General features: G+C 46.9%; 15 protein-coding genes and 1 pseudogene. 14 read left to right on the top strand and 2 right to left on the bottom strand.

What is annotated here, in order from left to right:
- Positions 1-153: 153 nt before the first annotated feature.
- The 10 genes and pseudogenes from ACXAGL_RS03805 (at position 154) to ACXAGL_RS03760 (ending at position 16121) form a co-directional block, all read left to right on the top strand.
- Entirely contained in the window at positions 154-4125 is a 3972-nt protein-coding gene (locus ACXAGL_RS03805) for a cell wall-binding repeat-containing protein (RefSeq protein ID WP_474989925.1), read from the top strand.
- 93 nt (positions 4126-4218) lie between these two features.
- Positions 4219-6696, top strand: a complete 2478-nt coding sequence (locus ACXAGL_RS03800) for a cell wall-binding repeat-containing protein (RefSeq protein ID WP_474989923.1) — start codon at positions 4219-4221, stop codon at positions 6694-6696.
- A gap of 199 nt (positions 6697-6895) precedes the next feature.
- Positions 6896-7045, top strand: a pseudogene (locus ACXAGL_RS03795) (homocysteine S-methyltransferase family protein); the annotation flags it as partial.
- 120 nt (positions 7046-7165) lie between these two features.
- On the top strand, positions 7166-9043 hold the full coding sequence (locus ACXAGL_RS03790; RefSeq protein WP_474989921.1) for an LTA synthase family protein: 1878 nt from the start codon (positions 7166-7168) through the stop codon (positions 9041-9043).
- A gap of 298 nt (positions 9044-9341) precedes the next feature.
- On the top strand, positions 9342-10523 hold the full coding sequence (gene pgsB / locus ACXAGL_RS03785) for a poly-gamma-glutamate synthase PgsB (RefSeq protein ID WP_474989919.1): 1182 nt from the start codon (positions 9342-9344) through the stop codon (positions 10521-10523).
- 19 nt (positions 10524-10542) lie between these two features.
- Entirely contained in the window at positions 10543-10992 is a 450-nt protein-coding gene (gene pgsC / locus ACXAGL_RS03780; RefSeq protein WP_160837953.1) for a poly-gamma-glutamate biosynthesis protein PgsC, read from the top strand.
- 12 nt (positions 10993-11004) lie between these two features.
- The gene (locus tag ACXAGL_RS03775; RefSeq protein ID WP_474969569.1) at positions 11005-12162 is read left to right on the top strand and encodes a CapA family protein; all 1158 of its coding nucleotides are present in this window, start codon (positions 11005-11007) and stop codon (positions 12160-12162) included.
- A 43-nt stretch (positions 12163-12205) separates the two neighbouring features.
- Complete coding sequence (locus tag ACXAGL_RS03770; protein ID WP_474989917.1) at positions 12206-12580, top strand: hypothetical protein; 375 nt, start codon at positions 12206-12208, stop codon at positions 12578-12580.
- Between the two features lie 204 nt (positions 12581-12784).
- Positions 12785-14428, top strand: coding sequence for a gamma-glutamyltransferase family protein (locus tag ACXAGL_RS03765; RefSeq protein WP_474989915.1), 1644 nt, complete (start codon positions 12785-12787; stop codon positions 14426-14428).
- Positions 14429-14513: 85 nt separating this feature from the next.
- A complete protein-coding gene (locus ACXAGL_RS03760; protein WP_474989913.1) occupies positions 14514-16121 on the top strand; it encodes a C40 family peptidase in 1608 nt (535 codons plus the stop codon).
- Positions 16122-16958: 837 nt separating this feature from the next.
- On the opposite strand, the gene ACXAGL_RS03755 is transcribed toward ACXAGL_RS03760, so the two are convergent.
- A complete protein-coding gene (locus ACXAGL_RS03755; RefSeq protein WP_474989911.1) occupies positions 16959-17273 on the bottom strand; it encodes a VanZ family protein in 315 nt (104 codons plus the stop codon).
- Between the two features lie 232 nt (positions 17274-17505).
- Here ACXAGL_RS03755 and ACXAGL_RS03750 point away from each other — a divergent pair, with 232 nt between their 5' ends.
- Positions 17506-18447 (top strand): LCP family glycopolymer transferase, encoded by a 942-nt coding sequence (locus ACXAGL_RS03750; RefSeq protein WP_474989909.1) that lies wholly within the window; start codon positions 17506-17508, stop codon positions 18445-18447.
- Between the two features lie 114 nt (positions 18448-18561).
- On the opposite strand, the gene ACXAGL_RS03745 is transcribed toward ACXAGL_RS03750, so the two are convergent.
- Complete coding sequence (locus ACXAGL_RS03745) at positions 18562-20289, bottom strand: ABC transporter ATP-binding protein (protein WP_474989907.1); 1728 nt, start codon at positions 20287-20289, stop codon at positions 18562-18564.
- Positions 20290-20444: 155 nt separating this feature from the next.
- On the opposite strand from ACXAGL_RS03745, the gene ACXAGL_RS03740 reads away from it, so the two are divergent.
- The 3 genes from ACXAGL_RS03740 (at position 20445) to ACXAGL_RS03730 (ending at position 23155) form a co-directional block, all read left to right on the top strand.
- Positions 20445-21398 carry a hypothetical protein gene (locus tag ACXAGL_RS03740; protein ID WP_474989905.1) on the top strand — a complete coding sequence of 318 codons (954 nt, stop codon included), beginning with the start codon at positions 20445-20447 and terminating at the stop codon, positions 21396-21398.
- A gap of 361 nt (positions 21399-21759) precedes the next feature.
- Complete coding sequence (locus ACXAGL_RS03735) at positions 21760-22515, top strand: YveK family protein (RefSeq protein ID WP_474969561.1); 756 nt, start codon at positions 21760-21762, stop codon at positions 22513-22515.
- Positions 22508-23155 carry a CpsD/CapB family tyrosine-protein kinase gene (locus ACXAGL_RS03730; RefSeq protein ID WP_474989903.1) on the top strand — a complete coding sequence of 216 codons (648 nt, stop codon included), beginning with the start codon at positions 22508-22510 and terminating at the stop codon, positions 23153-23155. Before ACXAGL_RS03735 ends, ACXAGL_RS03730 begins: the two co-directional genes overlap by 8 nt.
- Positions 23156-23168 lie beyond the last annotated feature (13 nt).

Raw genomic sequence — 23168 nt, 5'->3', positions numbered from 1 at the left:
GCTTTTGTTGTGGGCAGATGTCTATTCTCTTGATTGTAAACGGATACATATTATTTGTCTAATATTAATACTATTTACACAAATCAAACAACTATTGCTTTATAATGGGGGATGTTGGTGTATCGTGTCAATAAATATCGGGGAGGACCACAAATGAAAAAGAAAGGCCTCGTCAAAGGGGTAAGTTCAGTTGTTGTAAGTTCTATGGTGCTGGGGATGTTTGCCGGACCCGCTTATAATGTCAAAGCGGAAGCACCCACAGCAGATACGCTGTTGTTTTCGGAATATGTGGAAGGCGGTTCCTTTAATAAAGCGCTGGAACTGTTCAATGGGACAGAAAAGGATATAGACCTTAGTCAGTTTACGCTTGATCACCATAATGGGGGGAGCGGGGAACCTGCCTATTCCTTCGAGCTTAAAGGCACACTGGCCGCCGGGGAAACGCATGTGATTGCGAATGAGAAAGCGTCACCGGATATTCTCGACGTAGCGGATGAAATAACCAAGGATCAGACGATGGGCTTCAATGGAAATGACACACTTGTTCTTAAAAAAGATGGAGTGGTCGTTGACTCCATCGGGCAGGTCGGGTTGAGTGATGATTTTGCTAAAGACGTTACACTCACCCGGAAAATGGATCAGCTTACTGGAGATACCGATCTATCAGACAGTTTTGATGTAGACGCTTCGTACAATACTTACCCGAAAGATACCTTGTCTTATTTAGGACAATATCCAGACGATGTTGAACCGGAACCGGATGAGCCGGTGGAATTACAAACAATTGAAGCTGCGAGAAGTGTGGATGATGGGTCGACGGTCAAAGTTCAGGGGATTGTGACAGCATCGTTTGTAGAAGGCGGACAAACCAACATATACATACAGGATGATACGGCAGGCATTGTCGTCCGCGCCGCTGGTCTGGATGCTTCTATTGGGGATGAAGTAACTGCACAGGGATCTTTGACTGATTATTATGGCCTGCAACAGATTGAAACAAGTGCTGAACAGGTATCTGTGACAACTGAAAACAAAGGAATTCCGGATCCTCAGCTCGTGAAAAGTAAAGATTTCTCCTCTGATGAGGGAGAGAACTTCGAAGGTGAATATGTAAAGGTCAATAATATTACCGTTACAGAGAAGAATCAATACGGTGACTATATTGCTGAAGATGAAAAGGGCACTTTCCTGATCTCTCCTAAAACAGAAGTGGAAATGGAAGCCGGTAAAACGTATGAGTTGGTTGAAGGCGTTGTTACGTATGATTTTAATCAATACCGCCTTGTTCCAAGAGAAGAAGCCGATGTCGTTGAAACCATTTTCTCAGTAGCTGCCAGCCCGTCATCAGGCAGCGTAGTGAAAGGGTCCGAAATCAAACTTCGCACCGCCCAGCCGGATGCGTCGATCTACTACACGATGGATGGAAGTGACCCGACAAAAGAAAGTACTGCCTACACAGGTCCTATCACACTGAATGAAGATACAACGATCAAAGCTGTTGTTATCAAAGATAGTGGAGAGGTCAGTGAAACGGCGAGTTTCTCATATGAAGTCATGGCGCCGCTTGATCATGTAGATATTCATGACATTCAGGGTGCAGCTCACGAATCCCCTTATAAGGATATGAACGTGGAGAATGTAGACGGAGTGGTAACCGCCTTGGATGGGAGCAGCGGTTTCTATATGCAGGACCAGGATCCTGACAGCGAAGTGGCCACTTCTGAAGGTATTTATGTCTATTCCAAAAATTCAGGTGTGGCAGTCGGAGATGTCGTTAATGTTAATGGCCAGGTGAACGAATGGAGAGAAGACGGCTATGATGATGCGGACGATCTCTTGACAACGCAGATTAGTGCGGCTGCTGTGGAAGTGACTTCTTCTGATGAGACGCTGCCGGATACGACGATCATCGGTGAGGACCGCATCCAGCCGACCGAAAATATTGAGGATGACGGTCTGACCAGCTTTGATGCAGAGGAGGACGCCATCGACTTTTATGAAAGTCTGGAAGGAATGCGCGTGGAACTGAAAGATGCCACGGTTACAGGACCTCCAAAGTACGATGAAGTAGCCGTTTATGTAGATAAAAGTGAAAACCAGCGGATGACAAATGCCGGCGGGCTGCTCATTTCCCCTGATGACTACAACCCGGAGCGGGTTCTTGTGGATATCGATGGGTACGATGTTGATGTCACCGTAGGCGATCAGATGGACGGATCGATCACAGGTGTCGTCGGATATGATTACAGCAATTTTAAAATCCGGACAACCGGGGATTTCCCAACGGTTGAAGGTGGCGGGACGGAACGCGAAACGTCTGACCTGCAGGTGGAAGAAGATAAACTGAATGTGGCCACGTACAACATGGAGAACTTCTCTGCGGATACTCCTCAGGAAAAAGTGGACCGCATTGCCGAATCTATGGTAAACAACCTGAACCAGCCTGACATTATCGGACTTGTCGAAGTCCAGGACAATAACGGCCCGACGGATGACGGCACCGTAGAGGCTGATGAGTCCTACAAGAAGCTTATCCAAGCGATTGAGGATGCCGGCGGACCGTCGTATCAGTTCACAGATGTCGCTCCGCTGGATAAGACCGATGGCGGCCAGCCGGGAGGGAACATCCGTGTAGGATTTATCTACAACCCGGAGCGGGTTTCTCTTCCTGACAAAGAAAAAGGCGACGCTGTGACAGCGGTGGATGTGGATGAAAACGGCCTTACGCTGAACCCCGGCCGGATTGACCCTGAAAATGAAGCGTTTGATGATTCCCGTAAGCCTTTAGCTGCTGAATTCGAGTTCAACGGAGAGAAAATCGTTGTCGTTACAAGTCATTTTAACTCCAAAGGCGGAGATGATGCCTTGTTTGGATCCAGCCATCCGATTGAACTGGGCAGCGAAGTCCAGCGCATGAAGCAGGCGGAAGTCGTCAATGGATTCGTCCAGAAAGTCGTGGATCGTGTCAGTGATGCAAACGTCGTCGTGATGGGCGACTTGAATGATTTTGAATTCTCCAACCCGATCCATGCCCTTGAAGGCGATGTGATGACAAATATGGTGGAGAAGCTTCCGGTAGAAGAGCGTTATTCCTATAACTATCAAGGGAACTCCCAGGTGCTCGATCACATTTTAGTGACCAACAATCTTTCCGAACACACGTCGATCGACAGTGTCAATATCAATGCTGACTTCTCAGAAGAAGCCGGACGCGCCAGTGACCATGACCCGATGCTTGCGCAGATTGATTTCGCGGATACCGCCGAGAGGATCTCCGGTTCAGACCGCTATCAAACAGCCATTGAAGTATCTAAAAAAGGCTGGGATCAGTCGGAAACGGTGGTTATTGCACGTGGGGATTCATTCCCGGACGCCCTGGCCGGAGCCCCGCTTGCGTATAAGCTGGATGCCCCGATTCTTTTGACGAAATCTAATAAACTATCATCCGAAGTGAAAACAGAGTTGAAACGTCTTGGTGCGGAAAAAGCGGTCATTCTGGGCGGCGACGGTGCGGTATCCGATTATGTCCGCTACCAGCTTGAGGGTCAGGGTCTTTCTGTTGAACGTATTGACGGAAAAGACCGCTATGAGACGGCAGCCAATATTGCCGCTCGTCTCGACGGCAGCCCGGAAAAAGCGATTGTAGCAGACGGAAGAAATTATCCGGACGCTCTGTCTGCGGCTTCCTTTGCTGCACAAAACGGCTATCCGATTCTATTGACCAAAACGAACGAACTGCCGTCTGAAACCGAGCGTGCCTTAAAGAGTATGGAGAGCACGATAGTTACAGGTGGAACGAAAGCGGTCAGTGATGAAGTTTTGAATCAGCTTCCTGACGCTGTGCGCATCAGTGGAGCAGACCGCTACGCAACAGCAGCGAAGATTGCCGGCGAACTATCCGGAAATTCTAAAGCCGCTTTCGTTTCTACAGGGCGTGACTTTGCCGACGCTCTGACCGGATCTGTCCTTGCTGCAAAATACGATGCGCCTATGCTTTTAGTGAAGCCGGACGATATTCCGGACAGCATTGATGATGTCATCGAAAGGAAGGACTACCGTAACTTTCATGTACTTGGCGGAACAAAAGCCGTAAGCGATGATGTACTGAATGATTTGCAGGACTAAAACGTTCCATCTATTCCTCCAGCACCGGATCTGCTCCGCTGAGGCAGGACAGGTCCGGCTACCGGAGATTTATAAAAGGGGAGAATGAAGAAAATGAAAAACTTGAATCTGAAAGTGTTGGCAACTGCCGCTGTTACAAGTGCCATTGCGCTGGGGACTCTGGCCATTCCCGGAGGAGAAGTGAAAGCTGCGGAAGGTGATTTTGACTTAACGATCATGCATACGAACGATACGCATGCCCACTTGGAGAACGTGCCACGCCGTGTGACTATCATCGAGCAGATCCGTGCTGACCGTGACAACTCTATTCTTCTCGACGCCGGGGACGTGTTCTCAGGTACGCTTTTCTACAATCAGTACAAAGGACTTGCCGACGTCCAGTTCATGAATATGCTCGATTATGATGCAATGGTTCCAGGAAACCATGAATTTGATGACGGGCCGTCTGTGTTTGCAGATTTTATTGATCAAGCAGAATTCCCGATCGTCAGTGCCAACATTGACTACAGTAAGGACGAGCGCTTGAACGGATTGTTCAACGATGAAATCGGTATGCCTGGAGACGCTGGGAACATCTATCCAGCTTCCGTCATCGATGTCGATGGTGAAAAAGTCGGGGTATTCGGTTTGACGACAGAAGAAACGAAGTTCCTTGCCAACCCAGGGGACACCATTGATTTTGAAAACTATCTCCAAAAGGCTGAAGATACAGTGAAGAGGCTTGAAGGGGAAGGCGTCGATAAGATTGTCGCTCTGACCCACCTTGGCGTTAACTATGACAAAACGCTTGCTCAGGAAGTGGAAGGGGTGGACGTTGTCGTTGGATCTCACAGCCATACAAAGCTGGAGGAGCCGCTTGTCTATAACGAAGAGGCTGAGCCGACACTTGTCGTTCAGGCAGAGGAATATGGAAATTACATCGGTGATTTAGAAGTTTCCTTCGATGATGAGGGTGTCCTTACGGAGTGGGACGGGAAACTTATTGATGTTGATGAAGAAGATGAAAATGAAGAGTATGTGATTGAATCCGATGAAGAGGCAGCCGAACTGCTTGCTGAACTGGAGAAGCCTCTCGATGAATTGAAAAAACAAGTCGTTGGAGAAACGACGGTTGCCTTGAACGGAGAACGTAATGATGTAAGAAGTGGAGAAACGAATCTTGGAAACTTAATTACGGACAGTATGCTTGCCAAAGCTAAAGAAAAAGTGCCGTCTACTTCAATTGCGATTCAGAATGGTGGAGGCATTCGTGCTTCCATTGATCAAGGACCAATCACGATGGGAGAAGTCCTTACAACGATGCCATTTGGTAACACCCTTGTCACTCTTGACCTAACAGGGCAGCAGGTGTGGGAGGCTCTTGAAAATGCAGTGAGCGACATTGAGAATACCGGCGGCCGTTTTGCCCATGTATCTGGAATGCAATATACGTTCGATCGCTCAAATGAAGCAGGGGACCGTATCGTTAATGTCAAAGTGAAAACAGACGATGGATATGAAGCGCTTGATCTGGACAAAGAATACACGGTGGCTACGAACGCCTTTATCGCCGCAGGTGGCGATGGATATGAAACATTCAAGGAAGCCAAGGATGCCGGTAAGATGACAGAATTATTCTTTGTTGATTATGAAGTATTCAATGAATATCTGGATGAACAGGGCACGGTTTCTCCTGATGAAGAATCCCGTATTGTTGAAAAAACGACAGAACGTGTGAGCGGAGAGGATCGTTACCAAACAGCCGTTGAGATTTCTAAAAAAGGCTGGGATTCTGCTGACACAGTCGTCATTGCCCGGGGAGATGAGTTTGCGGATGCTCTTGCCGGTGCTCCTCTTGCCTACAAGGAAGATGCGCCGATCCTTTTGACAAAGTCCGGAAACTTGAACAGTGAAGTAGCTGCGGAAATCAAGCGCCTGGGTGCTGAAAAAGCGATTATTCTTGGTGGGACCGGTGCCGTTTCTGAATATGTGAAGTACAAATTATCAGGAATGGGTGTCGACGTAGATCGCATCTCTGGGAAAACGCGCTTTGACACGGCGGCCAATATTGCCGCCCGCCTTGACGGAAACCCTGAGAATGTAGTTGTAGCAGATGGATTCAACTATCCGGATGCTCTGGCTGTGGCTCCTTATGCGGCGAAGGAAGGCTACCCGATTCTCCTTTCTAAAACAGATGAGCTGCCATCCATCACCAAAACAGCTCTTGCTGACTTTGAACAGAGCATTGTTGTAGGTGGAACGAATGCCATTTCTGAAGAGGTCGAAGCGATGCTTCCTGACGCTTCCCGTTACAGCGGTAAGACTCGTTATGAAACAGCCTCTACCATTGCAGAACAGCTGGGCGTGCAGGAAGGGAAGACATTCGTAGCGAATGGTCAGAACTTCGCTGACGCTTTAGCGGGCTCTGTTCTGGCTGCGAAGGAAGAAGCATCCATGCTCCTTGTTAAGCCGGATCAGCTTCCGGAATCCACAAAAGAGACGATTGGAAAGCTTGAAATCAACAACTTCCAGGTGCTCGGCGGTACAAATGCTGTCAGCGATGAAGTGGCAGAGCAATTGGAACAGAAATAAGCATATGAGTATGAGGGAAAAGCCTCTGGTTATGAACCAGGGGCTTTCATCGTTTTGGTGGCATCTTTTTGAACGTTGAACAGTTGGACGATGACGTCGCCATCAAACACTGCATGAAAATCTCCGTAGTGGAGAGTTACGAACAGGATGATTTGCTGTTTAACGAAGATCATCCACTCTAGAAGATTACGACCCGGCAAAGGAAACGAGGCATGGGTCTGCCAGTCGGCTTGACTTTCATGAGCAGTCCAAACTCTGGTACGAGCATGGAGCAAGGATCATCGGTGGCTGCTGCAGAACGACGCCCGCCCATATAAAAAAGCTCGCAGACATGTGGAAATCAGAGTGAATAACAGAATCTTTTCAAGCGCCTTTTGAAGCCATGCTGATGAACCGGCCTTATTCTACCTTATTTACATTAAGTTTACATAAACTTTACATTTGGGTAGAATAATAGAGAGGTGTTTATATGAAAGATTCGATGAAACGTTTACTAACCAGTTATTTCTTTTACTTTTTTATTATGATTTCCTTGAAGTTTATAATTTTGCGTTATCTGCTTCTTCAAGATACGAGTATTTGGGCAGGAATTTGGTATGATGCTTCGTTTATCTTGATTTTTATGGCTCTCATTGAGCTTGTCTTTAAGCGGGGCAAAGCGGCTGCCTATCTTGTTCTGGATTTGTTTTTGTCTCTTTTGTTTATTGGCATGTTGATTTACGAGCGTTACTTCGGAACCGTTCCTACATACTATGACCTATCCCAGCTTAATCAAGTTGGCAGTGTGAATGAAAGCATGTGGCTGCTCGTCAATGGCACAGACTTTCTGTTTCTCGCAGATCTGCTTCTGCTTGTTGTCATTTGGATTGTGGGCAGGACATGGACGTATCCAACGAAACAGACGTCCAATTTCGCTATGTCTGTCTTCCTTATTGCGGGTCTTGTAATCGCCATTTTCAATTTTCAAATGAATAAAGGAGAGCCCATTCTCGACAGCGCTCTTTTTGCTAAGGAAAACGGCTTATTCAATACGCAGTTTGTTCAGTATTACCAGGACCAGACAAACAGTGAAAAAGCCTTCGCTTTTTCCGGTGAAGATCAAAATGTCACGCAGCAGAAAATAGAAGAGCTGAAAGGCAATTCCTATACGCCGATGAGTGAGCATGATCATTTCGGAGTGGCGGAAGATCGGAACTTGATCGTCGTCCAGATTGAATCGCTTCAGGACTTCGTTATCGGTGAATCGATCGATGGCCAGGAAATCACACCGAACATAAATGAATGGCTGAACGATAGTATGTATTTCACGGATGTCTACCAACAGATCGGTTCAGGCAATACATCAGACGCAGAGTTCCTCATGAATACGTCACTTTATCCATTAGGGAAAAAAGCGACCACCGATCAAGTCGGCGGCATGGAACTTCCCTCTCTGCCGAGAATGCTTGATGAAAAGTCGTACCATAACGTGACCATGCATGCCGATGAGGTGGAGTACTGGAACAGGGACGAACTTTATCCAGCTCTTGGTTTTGATGATTATTATGATGATAAGTTTTACGGAGAGAAAGATACGGTCGGCTTCGGACCATCGGATGGATGGTTTTACCATCGCTCGATGGGTGCGATTGATGAAATCGACAAAGAGTATGACAAGTTCTATGCCCATGTGCTGTCGTTAACGAGTCATACACCGTTTGAAATGCCTGCAGACAAAGAAGGCCTGGAGCTTCCTTCTGAGTATGAAGGAACTTTAACAGGGAACTATCTCCAGTCCGTTCACTATGCGGATCAGGCCCTTGGGGAGTTCTTCCAGGACTTGAAAGACCGCGGCCTCTGGGAGGAATCAGTCATTGCCCTCTACGGTGACCATTCCGGTCTTCACGGCAAACTGCTTAAAGACGAGGATCAGGATCTTCTTGCTGACTTTTTAGGGGAGCGGTATTCCTTGTTGAACCGTTTTAATATCCCGTTTATTGTAGGTGTCCCCGGTGAAGAGGAGCTGACAGGAACGAATGATCATACCGGCGGGCAGATTGATATGATGCCGACGCTCCTGAATCTGCTGGGTGTGGAACCGGAGTCCCTGTACTTTGGACATAACCTGCTTCATTATGAGAACAACCTGCTCGGTATGCGTTACTATGTTCCGACCAGCTCGTTCCTGAACAATGGAACGTTCTATATTGCACAGAACAGCCGCTTCGATGCACGTATATTGAATATGCAAACAAACGAGCGGATTGAAGATACGTATAAAGACCCGAATCATGCTTTTAAAGAGGAAAGAGAAGACATTCTACAATTGCTCCAATGGTCGGATGCCTACTTCGAAAGCCTGCGTTAAAATAAGAACTATACAGAACCTTGTCCTATATTGGGTAAGGTTCTTTTTTTCTGTCGGGAAATGATAGAATTATGAATTTTTAATGGAATGGTGTCCTTCTGTTTACAAATTGGAAGGATTTTGGTAGTTTATGAGTTGTGTCTTCTATGATTAGGTACATAGGACTATTGTGAACAAAAATTGTAAATCTACTATTATATTTTCCGCTGTCCATTATAAAAGTATTGTCGAACGATGAGGCTTATTCTATAATTATCTAGTCTATTGAAGAAATATGTTTAAGAGGAAGTGAGCTCATATGCTACTGATCCCTATTGTGCTGATCATCGTTCTAGCTGCTGGTATTTATGAATGGCAGCGTCATAAAAAGAACATCGATGCTCTGCCGATACGCGTCAACATCAACGGGGTACGTGGGAAATCCACGGTTACACGTCTTGTTACGGGGATTGTAAAAGAAGCGGGTTACAAAACAATTGGAAAGACAACAGGAACGTCTGCCCGGATGATTTTCTGGGATACACCGGAAGAACAGCCGATCAAACGGCGTCCGGAAGGTCCGAACATCAGGGAGCAGAGAATGGTTGTGAAGGAAGCCGTCGATCGTGGTGCAGAAGCCCTCATCAGTGAGTGCATGGCAGTGAATCCTGACTACCAGATCACGTTCCAGGAAAAGATGCTCCAGGCCAATATCGGAGTCATCGTAAACGTCCTGGAAGACCATATGGATGTTCTGGGTCCGACATTGGAAGAGGTGGCTGAATCCTTTACGGCTACGATTCCATACAACGGTCATTTAATTGTTTCAGAAAGTCCTTATGTAGAAATGTTTAAAGAGATTGCAGCGAAACGAAACACCGAGGTGATTGTTGCGGATAACAGCAGAATTTCCGATTCGTTTTTACTGCAATTTGAATATATGGTATTTCCTGAAAACGCTTCGTTAGCATTAGGCGTCGCTCAGGCCCTCGGTATCGATGAGGAAACAGCATACAGAGGAATGCTGAACGCTCAGCCGGACCCGGGAGCGATGAGGATCCTCCCGATGGGAGACCAAGAGAAACCATCTTACTTCGTGAACGGTTTTGCTGCGAATGATGCCGTTTCTACAATTAATATATGGAAACGTGTGGAGTTCCTCGGATATCCGACAGAGAATCCGATTGTCGTCATGAACTGCCGGGAAGACCGTGTGGATCGTACGGAACAGTTCGCCCGTGACGTTCTTCCTTACATTCCAACGGATACGCTTGTGTTAATCGGGGAAACGACCGAACCGATTGTCACGGCGGTTGACGAAGGAAAGATCAAAGTGGAAACGCTGCTTGATTTAGAAGGGAAGACGACGGATCAGATTATGGATGTCCTTTCAGAGATGTTCACGGACCGCGTCATTTATGGAGTTGGAAACATTCACGGAGCTGCAGAACCGATGATTGAACGAATGCAGGATTATAAGATTCAAACAAGCGTCAGCTGACGAGGGGGAAATGAAAGAAATGTTTGGTTCGGATTTATATATATCCCTTGTATTAGGGATCATTCTAAGCTTGATTTTTGCTGAGAAAACGGGTGTCCTGCCCGCAGGCCTCGTTGTACCCGGATATCTGGCTCTGGTCTTTGACCAGCCGATTTTTATTGCGGTTGTCTTTTTTATTAGTCTACTCACTTATGTCATTGTTACATTTGGAGTTTCAAAGTTTACAATTTTGTACGGACGCAGAAAGTTTGCAGCGATGCTGAGTGTAGGGATTGTACTCAAGCTGCTGTTTGATTTCCTCTACCCGGTTGTTCCATTTGAGATTATGGAATTCCGCGGCATCGGGGTTATTGTACCAGGGTTGATCGCTAATACGATGCAGAAGCAGGGCTTGGTTGTCACAACAGCAAGTACATTGCTGCTCAGCGGTCTGACTTTCTTGATCATGACGGTTTATTACCTGATTTAAGGTGGATATCACATGTCTAAACAATTAGATTTCAAAGAGAAACTGCTGAAGAGGATTAAACGTGATAAAAAGGCCACCCCAAAGCATGTATTCATCGCTTTGATTGTGACCTTCCTGTTTATCGCGGGATTTGAAATGTTTTATACCCAGCCTGTCCCGGAAGCTGAATCCAAGGAAGATTCTGAGTTCAGTGCCACATTCGTAGGCGATATGATGTTTGGGCGGCACGTGCTGGAGGTTACAGAGAATAAAGGGACCGACTTTCTTTTTGAAAATGTGGCCCCGTACTTCCAGAGTTCTGATTATGTGACAGGTAACTTTGAGAATGCGGTCACCCTTCAAGACGAAGAGAGTTACCAGAAGCTTGAAAAATCGATTCATTTAAGTTCAGATGCTTCACCTGTCCAATCACTGGCGAGGATGAACTTCACGAACATCAACCTTGCCAACAACCACACGATGGACTTCGGGGAGCAGGGGATGATTGAAACGATGGCATCTCTTACCGAAGCAGGACTTCCTTATGTGGGGGCAGGGGAAAACATTGAAGAAGCTCAGGAGATTGATTATCAGGAGATCAACGGTTTGAACGTTGCGACTCTTGGGTTTTCTGATGTTCCTGTAGCCGGTTCCGAGGCCCTGCAGTTCCGTGCAGGTGTGGCAGATGCCGATCCGGAACAGTTCCTGCCTTTAGTACAGGAAGCGAGTGAGAACTCGGATATGGTCTTTGTCCATATCCACTGGGGAGCCGAGTACGACAACGAACCGCACCCGAGACAGCGGAAACTGGCCGAGGCGATTGTGGATGCAGGAGCAGATGTCATCATCGGGCACCACCCACACGTCTTGTCACCGGTGGAAGTGTATAAGGATTCCGTAATCTTTTACAGTCTTGGAAACTTTATTTTTGACCAGGGATGGTCCAGAACACGCGATAGTGCTCTGGTCAATTATAACTTGATGGATGACGGGACAGGCCGTTTCGAAATCCTCCCGATGAGGATCAGGGAAGCGAGACCATCCTTGACGACCAATCCTTATAACCAGAAGAAAATCTTTCTGCAGTTGACTCGTGGAGAGCCACAGGAAAACTTCACAGAGGAGAACGGCAGATTAACGATAGAAGTCGATCATTCTTCCATTTTAGAGCAGAAAAATAACAGCCAGTAATTGTATACCGGCGTTCTACATTAAAAAAGGAGTGCGTATGAAGATGAAAGTAGTTAAATCGGTGTTTCCATTTGTTTTGTTGTTCGGAGCTATGTTTTTTATGACGCAGTATAAGCAGCTGGAAACATTGTCTGCTACAGAGGCGTACCAAATTGATGTATTCCAGCAGGAAGCGGAGGCAGCTGAGGAGCAGTCAGAACCGTTGACGGCATCAGCAGAAACGAGTGCCGGCATGGAGAGTGTCCAGTCCGAGCAGCCTCAGACGGAAGCTGCTGTAGAAAATGATTATGCTGTCACAAGTGATGGAAGTATTGTCCGTGTTTATAACAACTCCGGTGAGCAGGTCTATCAAACGACATTGACCGACTGGGAGCAGAACCGCGAACAGTACTATGAAAAGTATAAGCTTGGGTCATAATGTTGGAGCACATTCTTAGGAATGTGCTCTTTTTCAAGAGCATAGAGTATTTGTTGTTTGAAAGTTTTTATCATATAATAGAAATCGTTCTGAAAATACTAAAATTACATGGGAAATGTTATAGAGACATAAAGGACCAAAGATTTACGAAAGCTGTAATTCTTAAATCAATCATTTAAAAAGATGAAAGGTGCGTCGGGATGGATGGAGAATAAAGGGTTGTTTATTAGCCTCTTTATCATTGTGGTTGTAGGCGTCGGTATTGTGTACTACAGTCAAGGGAAGTTTCAAAGTGATGAAGTGGATTACGAAGTGGAGACGACGGATCCGATTGAAACGACGAATGGTTACGGGGTCAGTTCCACACACCCGCTTGCCGTTCAAGTAGGGATGGAAGTTTTGGAAAACGGAGGGAATGCTGTTGATGCAGCTGTAGCGGTTACATATACCCTTGGTGTGGTAGAGCCCTATGGCTCCGGAATCGGGGGCGGAGGGGAAATGCTGGTTCTTCCAAGTGACGCAGACACCCCGAAAAGTTACAACTACAAAGAGACCGCACCACTTTCCGGTGGCGATCCACAGTATAATTTCGCCATTCCAGGCATTGTTAAAGGAATGGAAGCCATTCATGAAGACTACGGTACGACAGATATAGCCGAGTTGATCGATCCTGCTGTCACTTATGCAGAGGAAGGTTTTACAACGGACAAGCATTTGACAGATCGTCTGCAGGGAGCGGCCTACCGGATGAACATGAGCCAGCTTCAAAACTTTTATCCACAAGGGCAGCCGGTTGAGCCGAACCAGACATTGAAGCAGCCGGAACTGGCTGAAACGCTCCGCAAAATCCAGGAGCAGGGATCTTCCGTTCTTTACTCCGGTGAAATTGCGGAACAGATTGCCGGAGAAGTCAACGGAGTGGAAGTCAGCGACTTCGGCGCTTATGAAGTTGTCGAGAGCGAACCGGTCCAAGGGGAATTTGCCGGCTTCGATGTGTATGCGTCTCCGCCGCCGCTTGCAGGAGCAACGACCATTCAGTCGCTGCAGATGGCTGAAATGCTTGATATTAAAAGTTCAGAGGGAACCTCTTCGGATTTCATCCATTTGATCGGGGAGATTTCTAAGCGGACCTATGATGATCGTCTGAGTGAAATCGCTGATCCTGATTTCCATAAGATCGAAACGGATAAAATCATGACGAAGGAATACTCTGAGGAAATGGCTTCTACGATTTCCATGGATAAACTATCGGAGAACTATGAAGTCGATGATTCGATTGCTGATATCGAAGATGATGATAATACGACCCACTTCGTCATTGTAGATAAAGACGGGATGATGGTGACAGCGACGCACTCCTTGAGTAACTTCTTCGGCTCTGGTAAGAATGTCGCCGGAATCTTCCTGAATGATACGATGAGAAACTTCAGTATGAATGGGTTGAAACCGAATGATAAGGAGCCTGGAAAACGCCCGCGCAGTTTTACTTCACCGACAATTTTAACGAGTGACGAGAAAAAGATTGGCATCGGTACACCGGGTGGGAAAAGGATCCCGCAGGTGCTGACACAGGTGTTGACCCGTAATCTCCTGTTTGATGAACCGATTGAAGAGGCTATCGCTGCTCCACGTTTTTACATCGAGGATGACAACATCTTTGTAGAAGAAGATTTTGACCCTGCGGTAAGGCAGGAACTGGAAGAACGAGGGTATACCGTATACCTGGAAGACTCTGCTTTCTACTACGGCGGAGTGCAGGCGCTTGTTGTTGATGAAGTCAACAGCACGATGTACGGCGGTAAGGATGACCGCCGTGATGGAGCCTGGCAGGTGAAAGACAGCGAATAATGTAAACAAATGAAGACTGCCGTCCGATATTAGGACTGCAGTCTTATTTTTTTGAGCTTATTTATAAAGCAGAGGAGAAGTGATGGTGAAACGATTTATTTACGGGGTCTTGACGTTGATGGTTTGTACGGTTTTATTGTTGAATGAAAAGCCTGTGGATGCCGCTCTGACGTCCGTTGTGGAGGAAGCTGAGAAGCATGTAGGTGTTCCTTATCAATACGGTGGTGAATCTCCTGCAGAAGGATTCGACAGCTCAGGGTTCAGCCAGTATGTATACGAGGAAGGAGCCGGCATCGATCTGCCGCGGACCGTTCGCGATCAGGCGGCGTTTGGAGCTTCTTTACAGAACAATGAACTTCAATCCGGGGATCTGCTCTTCTTTAGTAAAGATGAGACGAGCGGTGTGACCCATATCGGTATCTATGCAGGGAATCAAACGATGATTCATGCTTCAGCATCCAAAGGCATTGAACTCATCAATTATGAGAACAGCAGCTATTGGTCTTCCCGTTATACGAAAGCCGTGCGGGTGAATGAAGAACCGGCCGGATCATCTGTTTCAACTTCCCACCCGATTGCCATGGAAGCCTTAACCCATGTAGGCGCGCCTTATGTCTACGGTGGAGAGCAGCCGGATGGTTTTGACAGCTCGGGATTTGTGCAGTATGTCATTCAGCAGGTCCTGAATTTTGATATGCCTCGGACGTTGGCCCAACAGATTGGTATGGGAGAGCCGGTGTCGAGGGAATCGATCCAGGAAGGGGACATCCTTTTCTTCAGCAAGGATGGAAGTAAGCCTACCCATACGGCTGTATATGCTGGCAGTGATCAAATCGTCCATCCTACTTTATCGAGCGGTGTAGAAGTGACCGCATTTGAAGGAAGCAGCTATTGGAGTGGCAGCTTTATGGAAGCCCGCAGAATCACAGAAGGTCCTCAAATCGCTGAAGATCATGATCTCGTAGCAGAGGCAATGAAATACTTAGGGGTCCCTTATGTCTTTGGTGGTGAATCACCGGAAACAGGTTTTGACTGTTCCGCCTTCACGCGGCATGTTTTTGAAAAGGCCGGGCAGATCTTCCTGCCTCGTTCCACGGATCAGCAGTGGCAGGTAGGCGAAGATGTGGACCTTGCTGATATCCAGCCGGGGGACGTCGTCTTTTTCAGTGACACGTACAGAGAAGGGATTTCTCACAACGGGATTTATGTCGGAGACGGGCAGTTTATTCACGCCTCCCGCTCAGAACAGGTGACCATTTCCTACTTGAGCGAATCGTACTGGCAGAAGAAGTTCACCGGTGTAAAACGATTTGACGGTCTACAAATCCCGAAGGAGCATCCGGTCGTCTCAGCAGCGACCCAGTTCATCGGAGAAGTCCCTTATCAGTCTGGAGGCACGACACCGGAAGGATTTGATACGGCAGGATTCGTTCAATACGCGTTCCAGCAGGGAGCGGGGATTTCTCTGCCGCGTTATGCAGATGACCAGTGGAATACAGGGTCAGAAGTAGCGAAGGAAGACTTACAGCCTGGAGATATCGTCTTCTTTCAGGGAAGCTACTTGAACCCTGCAATTTATATCGGGAACGGCCAGGTGGTCCATGTGACGTTATCGGATGGGGTGAGAGTCACGAACATGCATACCAACAGTTACTGGGCTCCTAAATATTACGGCGCTAAAAGGATCAACTGAATGCTAGGAGGACCGCGCTTCCCTGGAGGCCACTGAAAATTCCTTCCTATCAAGAGAAGTGGTTGGAGGTGGTTGTTGTTTCTCACGAATCTCTTGTCGATGGATGCTTGCCGGGGGCACGGCCTCAGCTAACTTGGTCAAGAAGATCACTTGACCAAGTGGATCTTCGGCTCGCGCTGTTCCCGCAGGCGTCACCATCGAACGCTCATCGTGGAATCAACGGTGTCTTATCTAAAAGGCTCTGTTATTGCTTGGTGTTGTTATTTAACATATCAGCTCCTATCACCCCTTTCTGTCATGGAATTTGTAGGAGGCGGCCTTTGGAATGACTCCCTTTCCGTGGAGTACCGTGAGCCTCCTCAGGCAGTGCCTTCAGGGGTCTCACGATGTACCTTCATGCCACAGGGGTCCCGCCATTCCCAAGGCCGCCTCTTCAAAGAAGGGTAGTTAGAAAGGACATAACTGAAGTCCGAGGAGGCTTATCGTTCCTCGCGGAAAGCGGACGGTTTTCCCTGCCATCCCATGCTCTGAGTAACCAACGGACCGGACCCCTAATTCCAGACGGAGACGATTTAGTAATCGTTTAAAATATCAACAACAGACTTTAACAGAGCTATCTAAAAAAAGTGATTTTCTTTGATTTATAAAAGAAAATCACTCTTTTTTTCTTTTGAAACAGTAAGAATATCAAACAAAGGCCTAAAAAAAGGTATAAAATTGAAGCGGAGCATAGTGAATTAAAGCTCAGACCCAAAGATGAGGTTGCCTCATCTTACATGGAATATTTTATCCATGCAATCCGCATTTTTACTTTACCTTTGACAAACCCTCAGTTTTTCAGAGGCCTTCTTCCCGGCGCGGTCTTTTTTTATGGAACGTGGACTTCCGCAGCTTCCAGTGGACCACGGCCATCATGACAAGGACGCCGGTCCAGTCTTTAGCGATGTCGATCACGGAGAACGACCGGCCGGGGGTGAACCATTGGTGACACTCATCCACGCCCCCGTACGTCATACTGAATATCCCGGCGGTGATGCTTGTCCATTGGGTCAATCTCCCATGAACACACAGGGCCGTGATGATCCATGCATATAATAGAGCGAATTCTATTACATGCATGGCTTCAAGAAGTGTCCCTAAGGTTACAGCCATGATAGGATCCATCCTTTCACAACGGATATCGAATAGCTGGACTGAATCCAAATAGCAGCCATATAGAGAATAGGAAGCAGGACGACGGTTATTTTTTTCAACAAGTAATCAACTCCTCCCTGCTAGCAGTTTCGGGGGAAAACAGGAGTTTTATACAAAAAGCAATTGTCATAATTGGTAGATTTTTTATATAATGGTTGTTAGATTGCTTGAAAAAATTGGAGGAACGAGAATGAGCCGCGTACAAGAAAAAAAGAAAAAGAGAGGCCGCTGGTGGAAAATCCCCCTGCTGTTTGTCAGTATCCTTATTGCAGCTGGAGGGGTTTATCTATTTACGGTCTATAATGGGGCCAAAGCGACGGTCGATAAAAAAATGAATGAAGAGGTCGCATCGATTGATCATGAATTGACGGAAAAGAAAGTCCGGGATAAAGAGCCGTTGAATATCCTTCTGCTCGGAGTAGATGAACGCTCTAATGATTCCGGTCGGTCCGACGCTTTAATGGTTCTTTCTCTTGATCCTGATAACAACCGAAGCCAGATTGTCAGTATTCCAAGAGATACACGGACAGAGATGGTCGGGGACTCCAGCCATAATGGAGAGCAGGATAAAATCAACCACGCCTACGCTTTTGGCGGGACGGATATGGCCATTCAGACGGTGGAGAATTTCCTCGACATCGATCTGGATTATTATGTTCGGATGAATATGGAAGGCCTTGCTGAAATGGTCGATGCTGTGGGTGGCATCACTGTCCAGAATTCCCTCGACTGGCAGGGGAGCAACGGTTACCATTATAAAAAGGGAGAGCTGAACCTGGACGGGGAGGAAACCCTCGGATATGTCCGCATGAGATATGAAGATCCACAAGGGGACGCCGGCCGTAACGAACGCCAGCGTGAAGTCATCCAGGGTGTGATTGAAAAAGGAGCAAGCTTTGGCTCTGTCAATAAAATCGGGGACATGCTTGATGTTCTTGGTGGGAATGTTACGACCAATATGGACTTTACGGTTATGAAGGATCTGATGTTGAATTACGGCAGCGCCCGCAAAAACATGACAACCTATCAGATGACCGGAAGTGGTACAAGAATAGACGGCATCTATTATCTGCTGGTTTCAGAGGATGAAGTGGATAAAGTCCGTTCACAGATTCAGGGATATCAATCCTAAATAAAAAAGCGCCCCTTTCCGGGGGCGCTTTTTTGCCTGTGAAAACAGGACCTGTCATTTAGTAAGTCTGTCCGATTTCAGGGTGGTCACATGCCGCATACACGCTGAAAAAGTTTATCCCTCGATACGCAGCTGCTGGCGGGCGAAGTCCTGATAAAGAGCATGTGTGGCGAAGAGCTCTTCGTGAGTGCCGACACCTGTAACTTCACCTTTTTCCAGAAAGACAATCCGGTCGGCATCAACAATGGTCGATAACCGGTGTGCAATCACAAGCGTTGTCCGGCCCTTCATCAAGTTTTTCAATGCGTGCTGCACCACGACTTCAGACTGACTGTCCAGGCTGGAGGTGGCTTCATCAAGCATTAAAATCTCCGGATCTCTCAGCAGGGCACGGGCAATGGCAATCCGTTGACGCTGGCCTCCGGATAATTTGATCCCACGCTCTCCGACTTCTGTATCATATCCATGGGCGAGTTCGTTGATAAAGGGATGGGCATAAGCCATTTCAGCGGCCTGGATCACTTTCTCCCGTGTCACTTCCTCCTCCAATCCGTAGGTGAGGTTCTCCATAATGGTTCCTGCATAAATCGGACTGTCCTGGGATACATAGCCGAGTTTTTTTCTCCACGATTTTAGTGCATAATGGCTGATCGATTCCCTTCCGTACAGGATTTCCCCGGACGCTGGCTTGTAAAATTGCTCAATCAGCGAAAACATCGTTGTTTTTCCACTCCCACTTGGACCCACGACTGCCGTTACTTGTCCTTTTTCAGCAGTGAAGGAGACCTCTTTTAAAATCGGTTCATCCGGCTGGTAGTGAAACGATACATGCCGGACAGCCAGGTTCTGGTGGTCAGGTACGTTACAAGTTCCTTTTTCCAGCTCTTCTTCATCCAGTTCAAGAATGGTCAGCACTTTCTCTGTCGCTCCAATCGTTTTCTGGAACTGGGTCACAAACACGACCATCTGGGTGATCGGCATAATAATCTGAAACAGGTAGATGAAAAAGGCAGCCAGTTCACCAGCTGTCATCGCTCCGGAACTCACTCTTATGCCGCCAAATCCGATAATCAAAACAAGCACGACAATAATTAACGAGGACACAAGAGGGGACATCAGAGCCTGGATAACGCCCTCGCGAACGCCGAGACGGTACAGCTTCCGAATATCCCTCCGGCCGTTGTTCCATTCCATCGTCTCTGCGTTCGATGCTTTCACAAGTCTGATTTCAGAAATCACCCGCGTGAGGTGGGCGGAAAATCCGGCGGTTTCTGCCTGCAGGTTCCGTGATATCTCGGCCATTTTCCGTCCGACAGGGATCAGAAACAGCAGGGATAAGGGAATAATGGAAAACATCACAAGGGTCAGAGGCCAGTCCAGGTAAAACAAAATTATGACAGCGCCAACGACTGAAATCACACCTGTAATAAAGCCGGTGAAATGCTCGGTAATCAGATTTTTTATGACACCGGTATCGTTGGTCATCCGGCTGACCGCATCCCCGGTTTCATGTTCATCATAATAACTGACGGGGAGCACAAGCAGTTTCTTCCACAATCGCTCCCGGAGCGAAGCAATGATGTGCTGCCCTACTTTTGCCAGTACATAAACAGAGACGCCGCCGGCCAGAGCCTGAATGAAGAAAGCAGCAATGATGCCGATGATGACGTCTGTACTCAGCTGACTGACATCAAAGTTGTCGATCAGCCGGCTGGCGAGCAGGGGAATGGCGAGGCTGGCCATCGTAGTCAGCAGACTGAGCCCTATTCCGATGCTGAATAACAGCCTTGGGGGCTGGGTGGTGCGGATGAGGGTGATGAGTTGTTTCCATTTTGGTTTCATATAAGAGAGTCCTTTCAAAACGTAGTCAGGCTTGTTTCATTATAAACGAAAGATCCCTTCTTTATAAAAAGGATGTCATGAATTTAAAGGAATTTTATTCCTGAAACGAGAATTATCGAATAATGGATAATAGTTCTGTCCGGAGGAGGAGTCATTTGAATAAGAAAACGGTTCTTATGGTTGTCGGTCTTTCATTTATTACAACGGTTGTCGTTTATTTGGCGATGATGTACATATTCTCCGGCTCTGCGGATCATGAAAGAAAAGGGTTCGTAAATGCAGCAGATTTTGGAGCGGTCGCCGGGGATGAAAAGGATGATGCCGGGTCTATTCAAAAAGCTGTGGATTACAGTGCTGAGCATAACATCAGCACGGTAAAAATCACAGGTGCAGAGCGTTACAGGGTAGAGAGTGGGATCACCATCAAACAAGGAGTCGAAATAGAGTTTGACCATCATACCATAGTGGAAGTGGCCGGCGATTATACGGTTTTCACGTTGGAGAAAAATGCTTCCATCACTAATGGGGTCATAGAAATTTCAGACCCTGCCTTCCGCTCGGATGTCCTTGCTCTGGATGGAAAAGAACAGTTTTGGTCCTGGGAGACGACAAAGGTCCAGGGGCTCACCCTGATCAATACAAGTGGTGAAAACTTAGGGACAGGGATCAACGTCACGGCGGATCAAACGGATGAATATGTGAGCTTTGTTGATTTTGATTCTGTGACCATTATAGGGTTTAACAGGGGTATTTACTTAAGAGCTGAGCCTTCGGATGAGGAACCCAACTTTGTAAACGGAAACCGGTTTACGGATATGACCCTGGAAGATTGTGTGGAATGTATCGTTATGGAAGGAGCTGTAACCGTTCCTAATGAGGTATCCGGCAACCAGTTCACCAATATGCAGATCCAGCCGACAGAGAAAACGGAGTCGATCATGATTGTGTCGGGAACGAACAACTATTTTCAAGGCATGATTTGGGATGTTCAACTGCTTTCCAGCAATCAACCGTTAACCCTTACCGATCAATCGAGCGGGAATACAATCAAGACGAATTTAGATGCCCCATATATCCTGGATTATGGCACGGAAAACATCTATGAATAATGAATCAAACGCTAAGAGAACACCTGGTCCTCCCTTAATGGGATGAGCAGGTGTTTTTTGTGTTTTTGTTCTCATTAAAGAACAAAAACAGAGATAATGGAAGATATAAACAGTAAAGAGCAGGTATATCCGTTTAAGTTGGAAATTTTAAAAGAATTTGCCGATTTATAAATTATAAAGAATGAATTATAATCAAGCCAAGTATTCTTAATAGAGAACAAAAAGTTCGTTATTGAATGAAGACAGGAAAAAAGGCAGGTTGGGACGCGGTGTTTCTGAGACCACGAGGGTGAAGGAGGGGAAATCAGAGGGATAAAGGATAGGGAATAAAGCGACACATCTTTTTCTGGTGGAGGTCATTATGGAAGAAAACATGGATATTAAACGTTTCCTTGCTGTTCTTAAACGACGGATCGTGACGATTATTCTGGTAAGCAGCTGTTTGTTTCTTTTAGCCTGTGCGGTTACATTTTTCGTTATGAAGCCTACGTATGAATCGGTGGAAAACCTTGTTGTAGGGAAATTGAATAAGGAAGACTCGGAATACGGAGAATCCAAGGATTTGAGCATGCTTCTTGCTTCGACGATCGACATCGTCCAAAGTCCGAATGTTCTGAATGCGGTCAGTCGGGAATTCAATATTCCGTATGATGAATTGAAGGAACAGATTGTTGTGAAGAATTCCCAGGACTCTCAGGTTGTCAGTATTCTAGTGAGAGGCGAGGATCCGGAAGAGGTTAGTAAAATAGCTAACTATACGGCCTTGACCACCGTACAGAAAATGAATGATTTGTTTGAAGTGAAAGATATCCTCGTCCTCAATGAATCCTCCGGTGAAAACCGCGGGGAAGAGGTCGGAAGCCAGCTTGTTAATTTAGCTATCGGGCTTGTCGTTGGTTTGTTAGCAGGTATTGGAGGAGCGGTTGTGAAAGACCATCTGGATGGATCGATACAATCGGCTGCTCAAATAGAGAAGGAGATAGGCGTCAGGAGTCTCGGCGAGGTTAATCTCAGGAAAAAGATGCCGGGAAGAAAAATTCATAAGAAAAGAAGAGGGAAAGAGCCGCTGAGAGTCGTGGATGAAGAGAAAGCGAATAGAGGTGAAATGAGTGTTTAAAGCAGGTGAAAAAAACGCCAAGAACCTCTCAAAGGCTGTGTTGGAGGAGCGCTATGTCAGTACCGAACAGATTCGGATGATCCAGCTGCGTGTTCAACACTTCATGGGGAAAGACACCGTCAACATCATGGTGACTTCGGCTGATGATAAAGTGGAAAAATCACTGCTTGCCGTCAAATTGTCCATGGCGATGGCAGAGCAGGGGAAAAAGGTTCTCCTTGTCGATATGGATACGGGAAAACCGAGTATTCACCGATGGTTTGGGGAAAGCAACCGCTCCGGTTGGGCCGAGGCTGTCTACGGTGGTAAAAAAGCTGGCGGGTTGATACAGGATACTATCCAGCCCGGCCTTTATACCCTGATGGCAGGGAACGGCAGATACGCTCTGCAGGATGTGCTGCTCCTTGAAGAGGTGAAACGGACAGCAGCTGAATGCCGGAAGAATTTCGATTTAGTCATTTACCATGCGCCGTCGTACAGGTCCTCTGCGGATGCCCAGCTGGTCGTTCACGAGTGTGATGGTGTGATTGTTACGGCGAAGACCGGTAAAACGAAAGCGGCAGACCTCCTGTTAACGAGGAAGGAAATAGAGAAAGCAGGGAATCAGGTGTTTGGTGTTATTTTACAGACAGGCAGATAAATCGGAGAGGGGG

The sequence above is a fragment of the Halobacillus sp. ABA4_118 genome (genome assembly GCF_056160205.1).
Note: the sequence above shows the minus strand (reverse complement) of the source record. Positions and strands in the feature narration are given on the sequence as shown.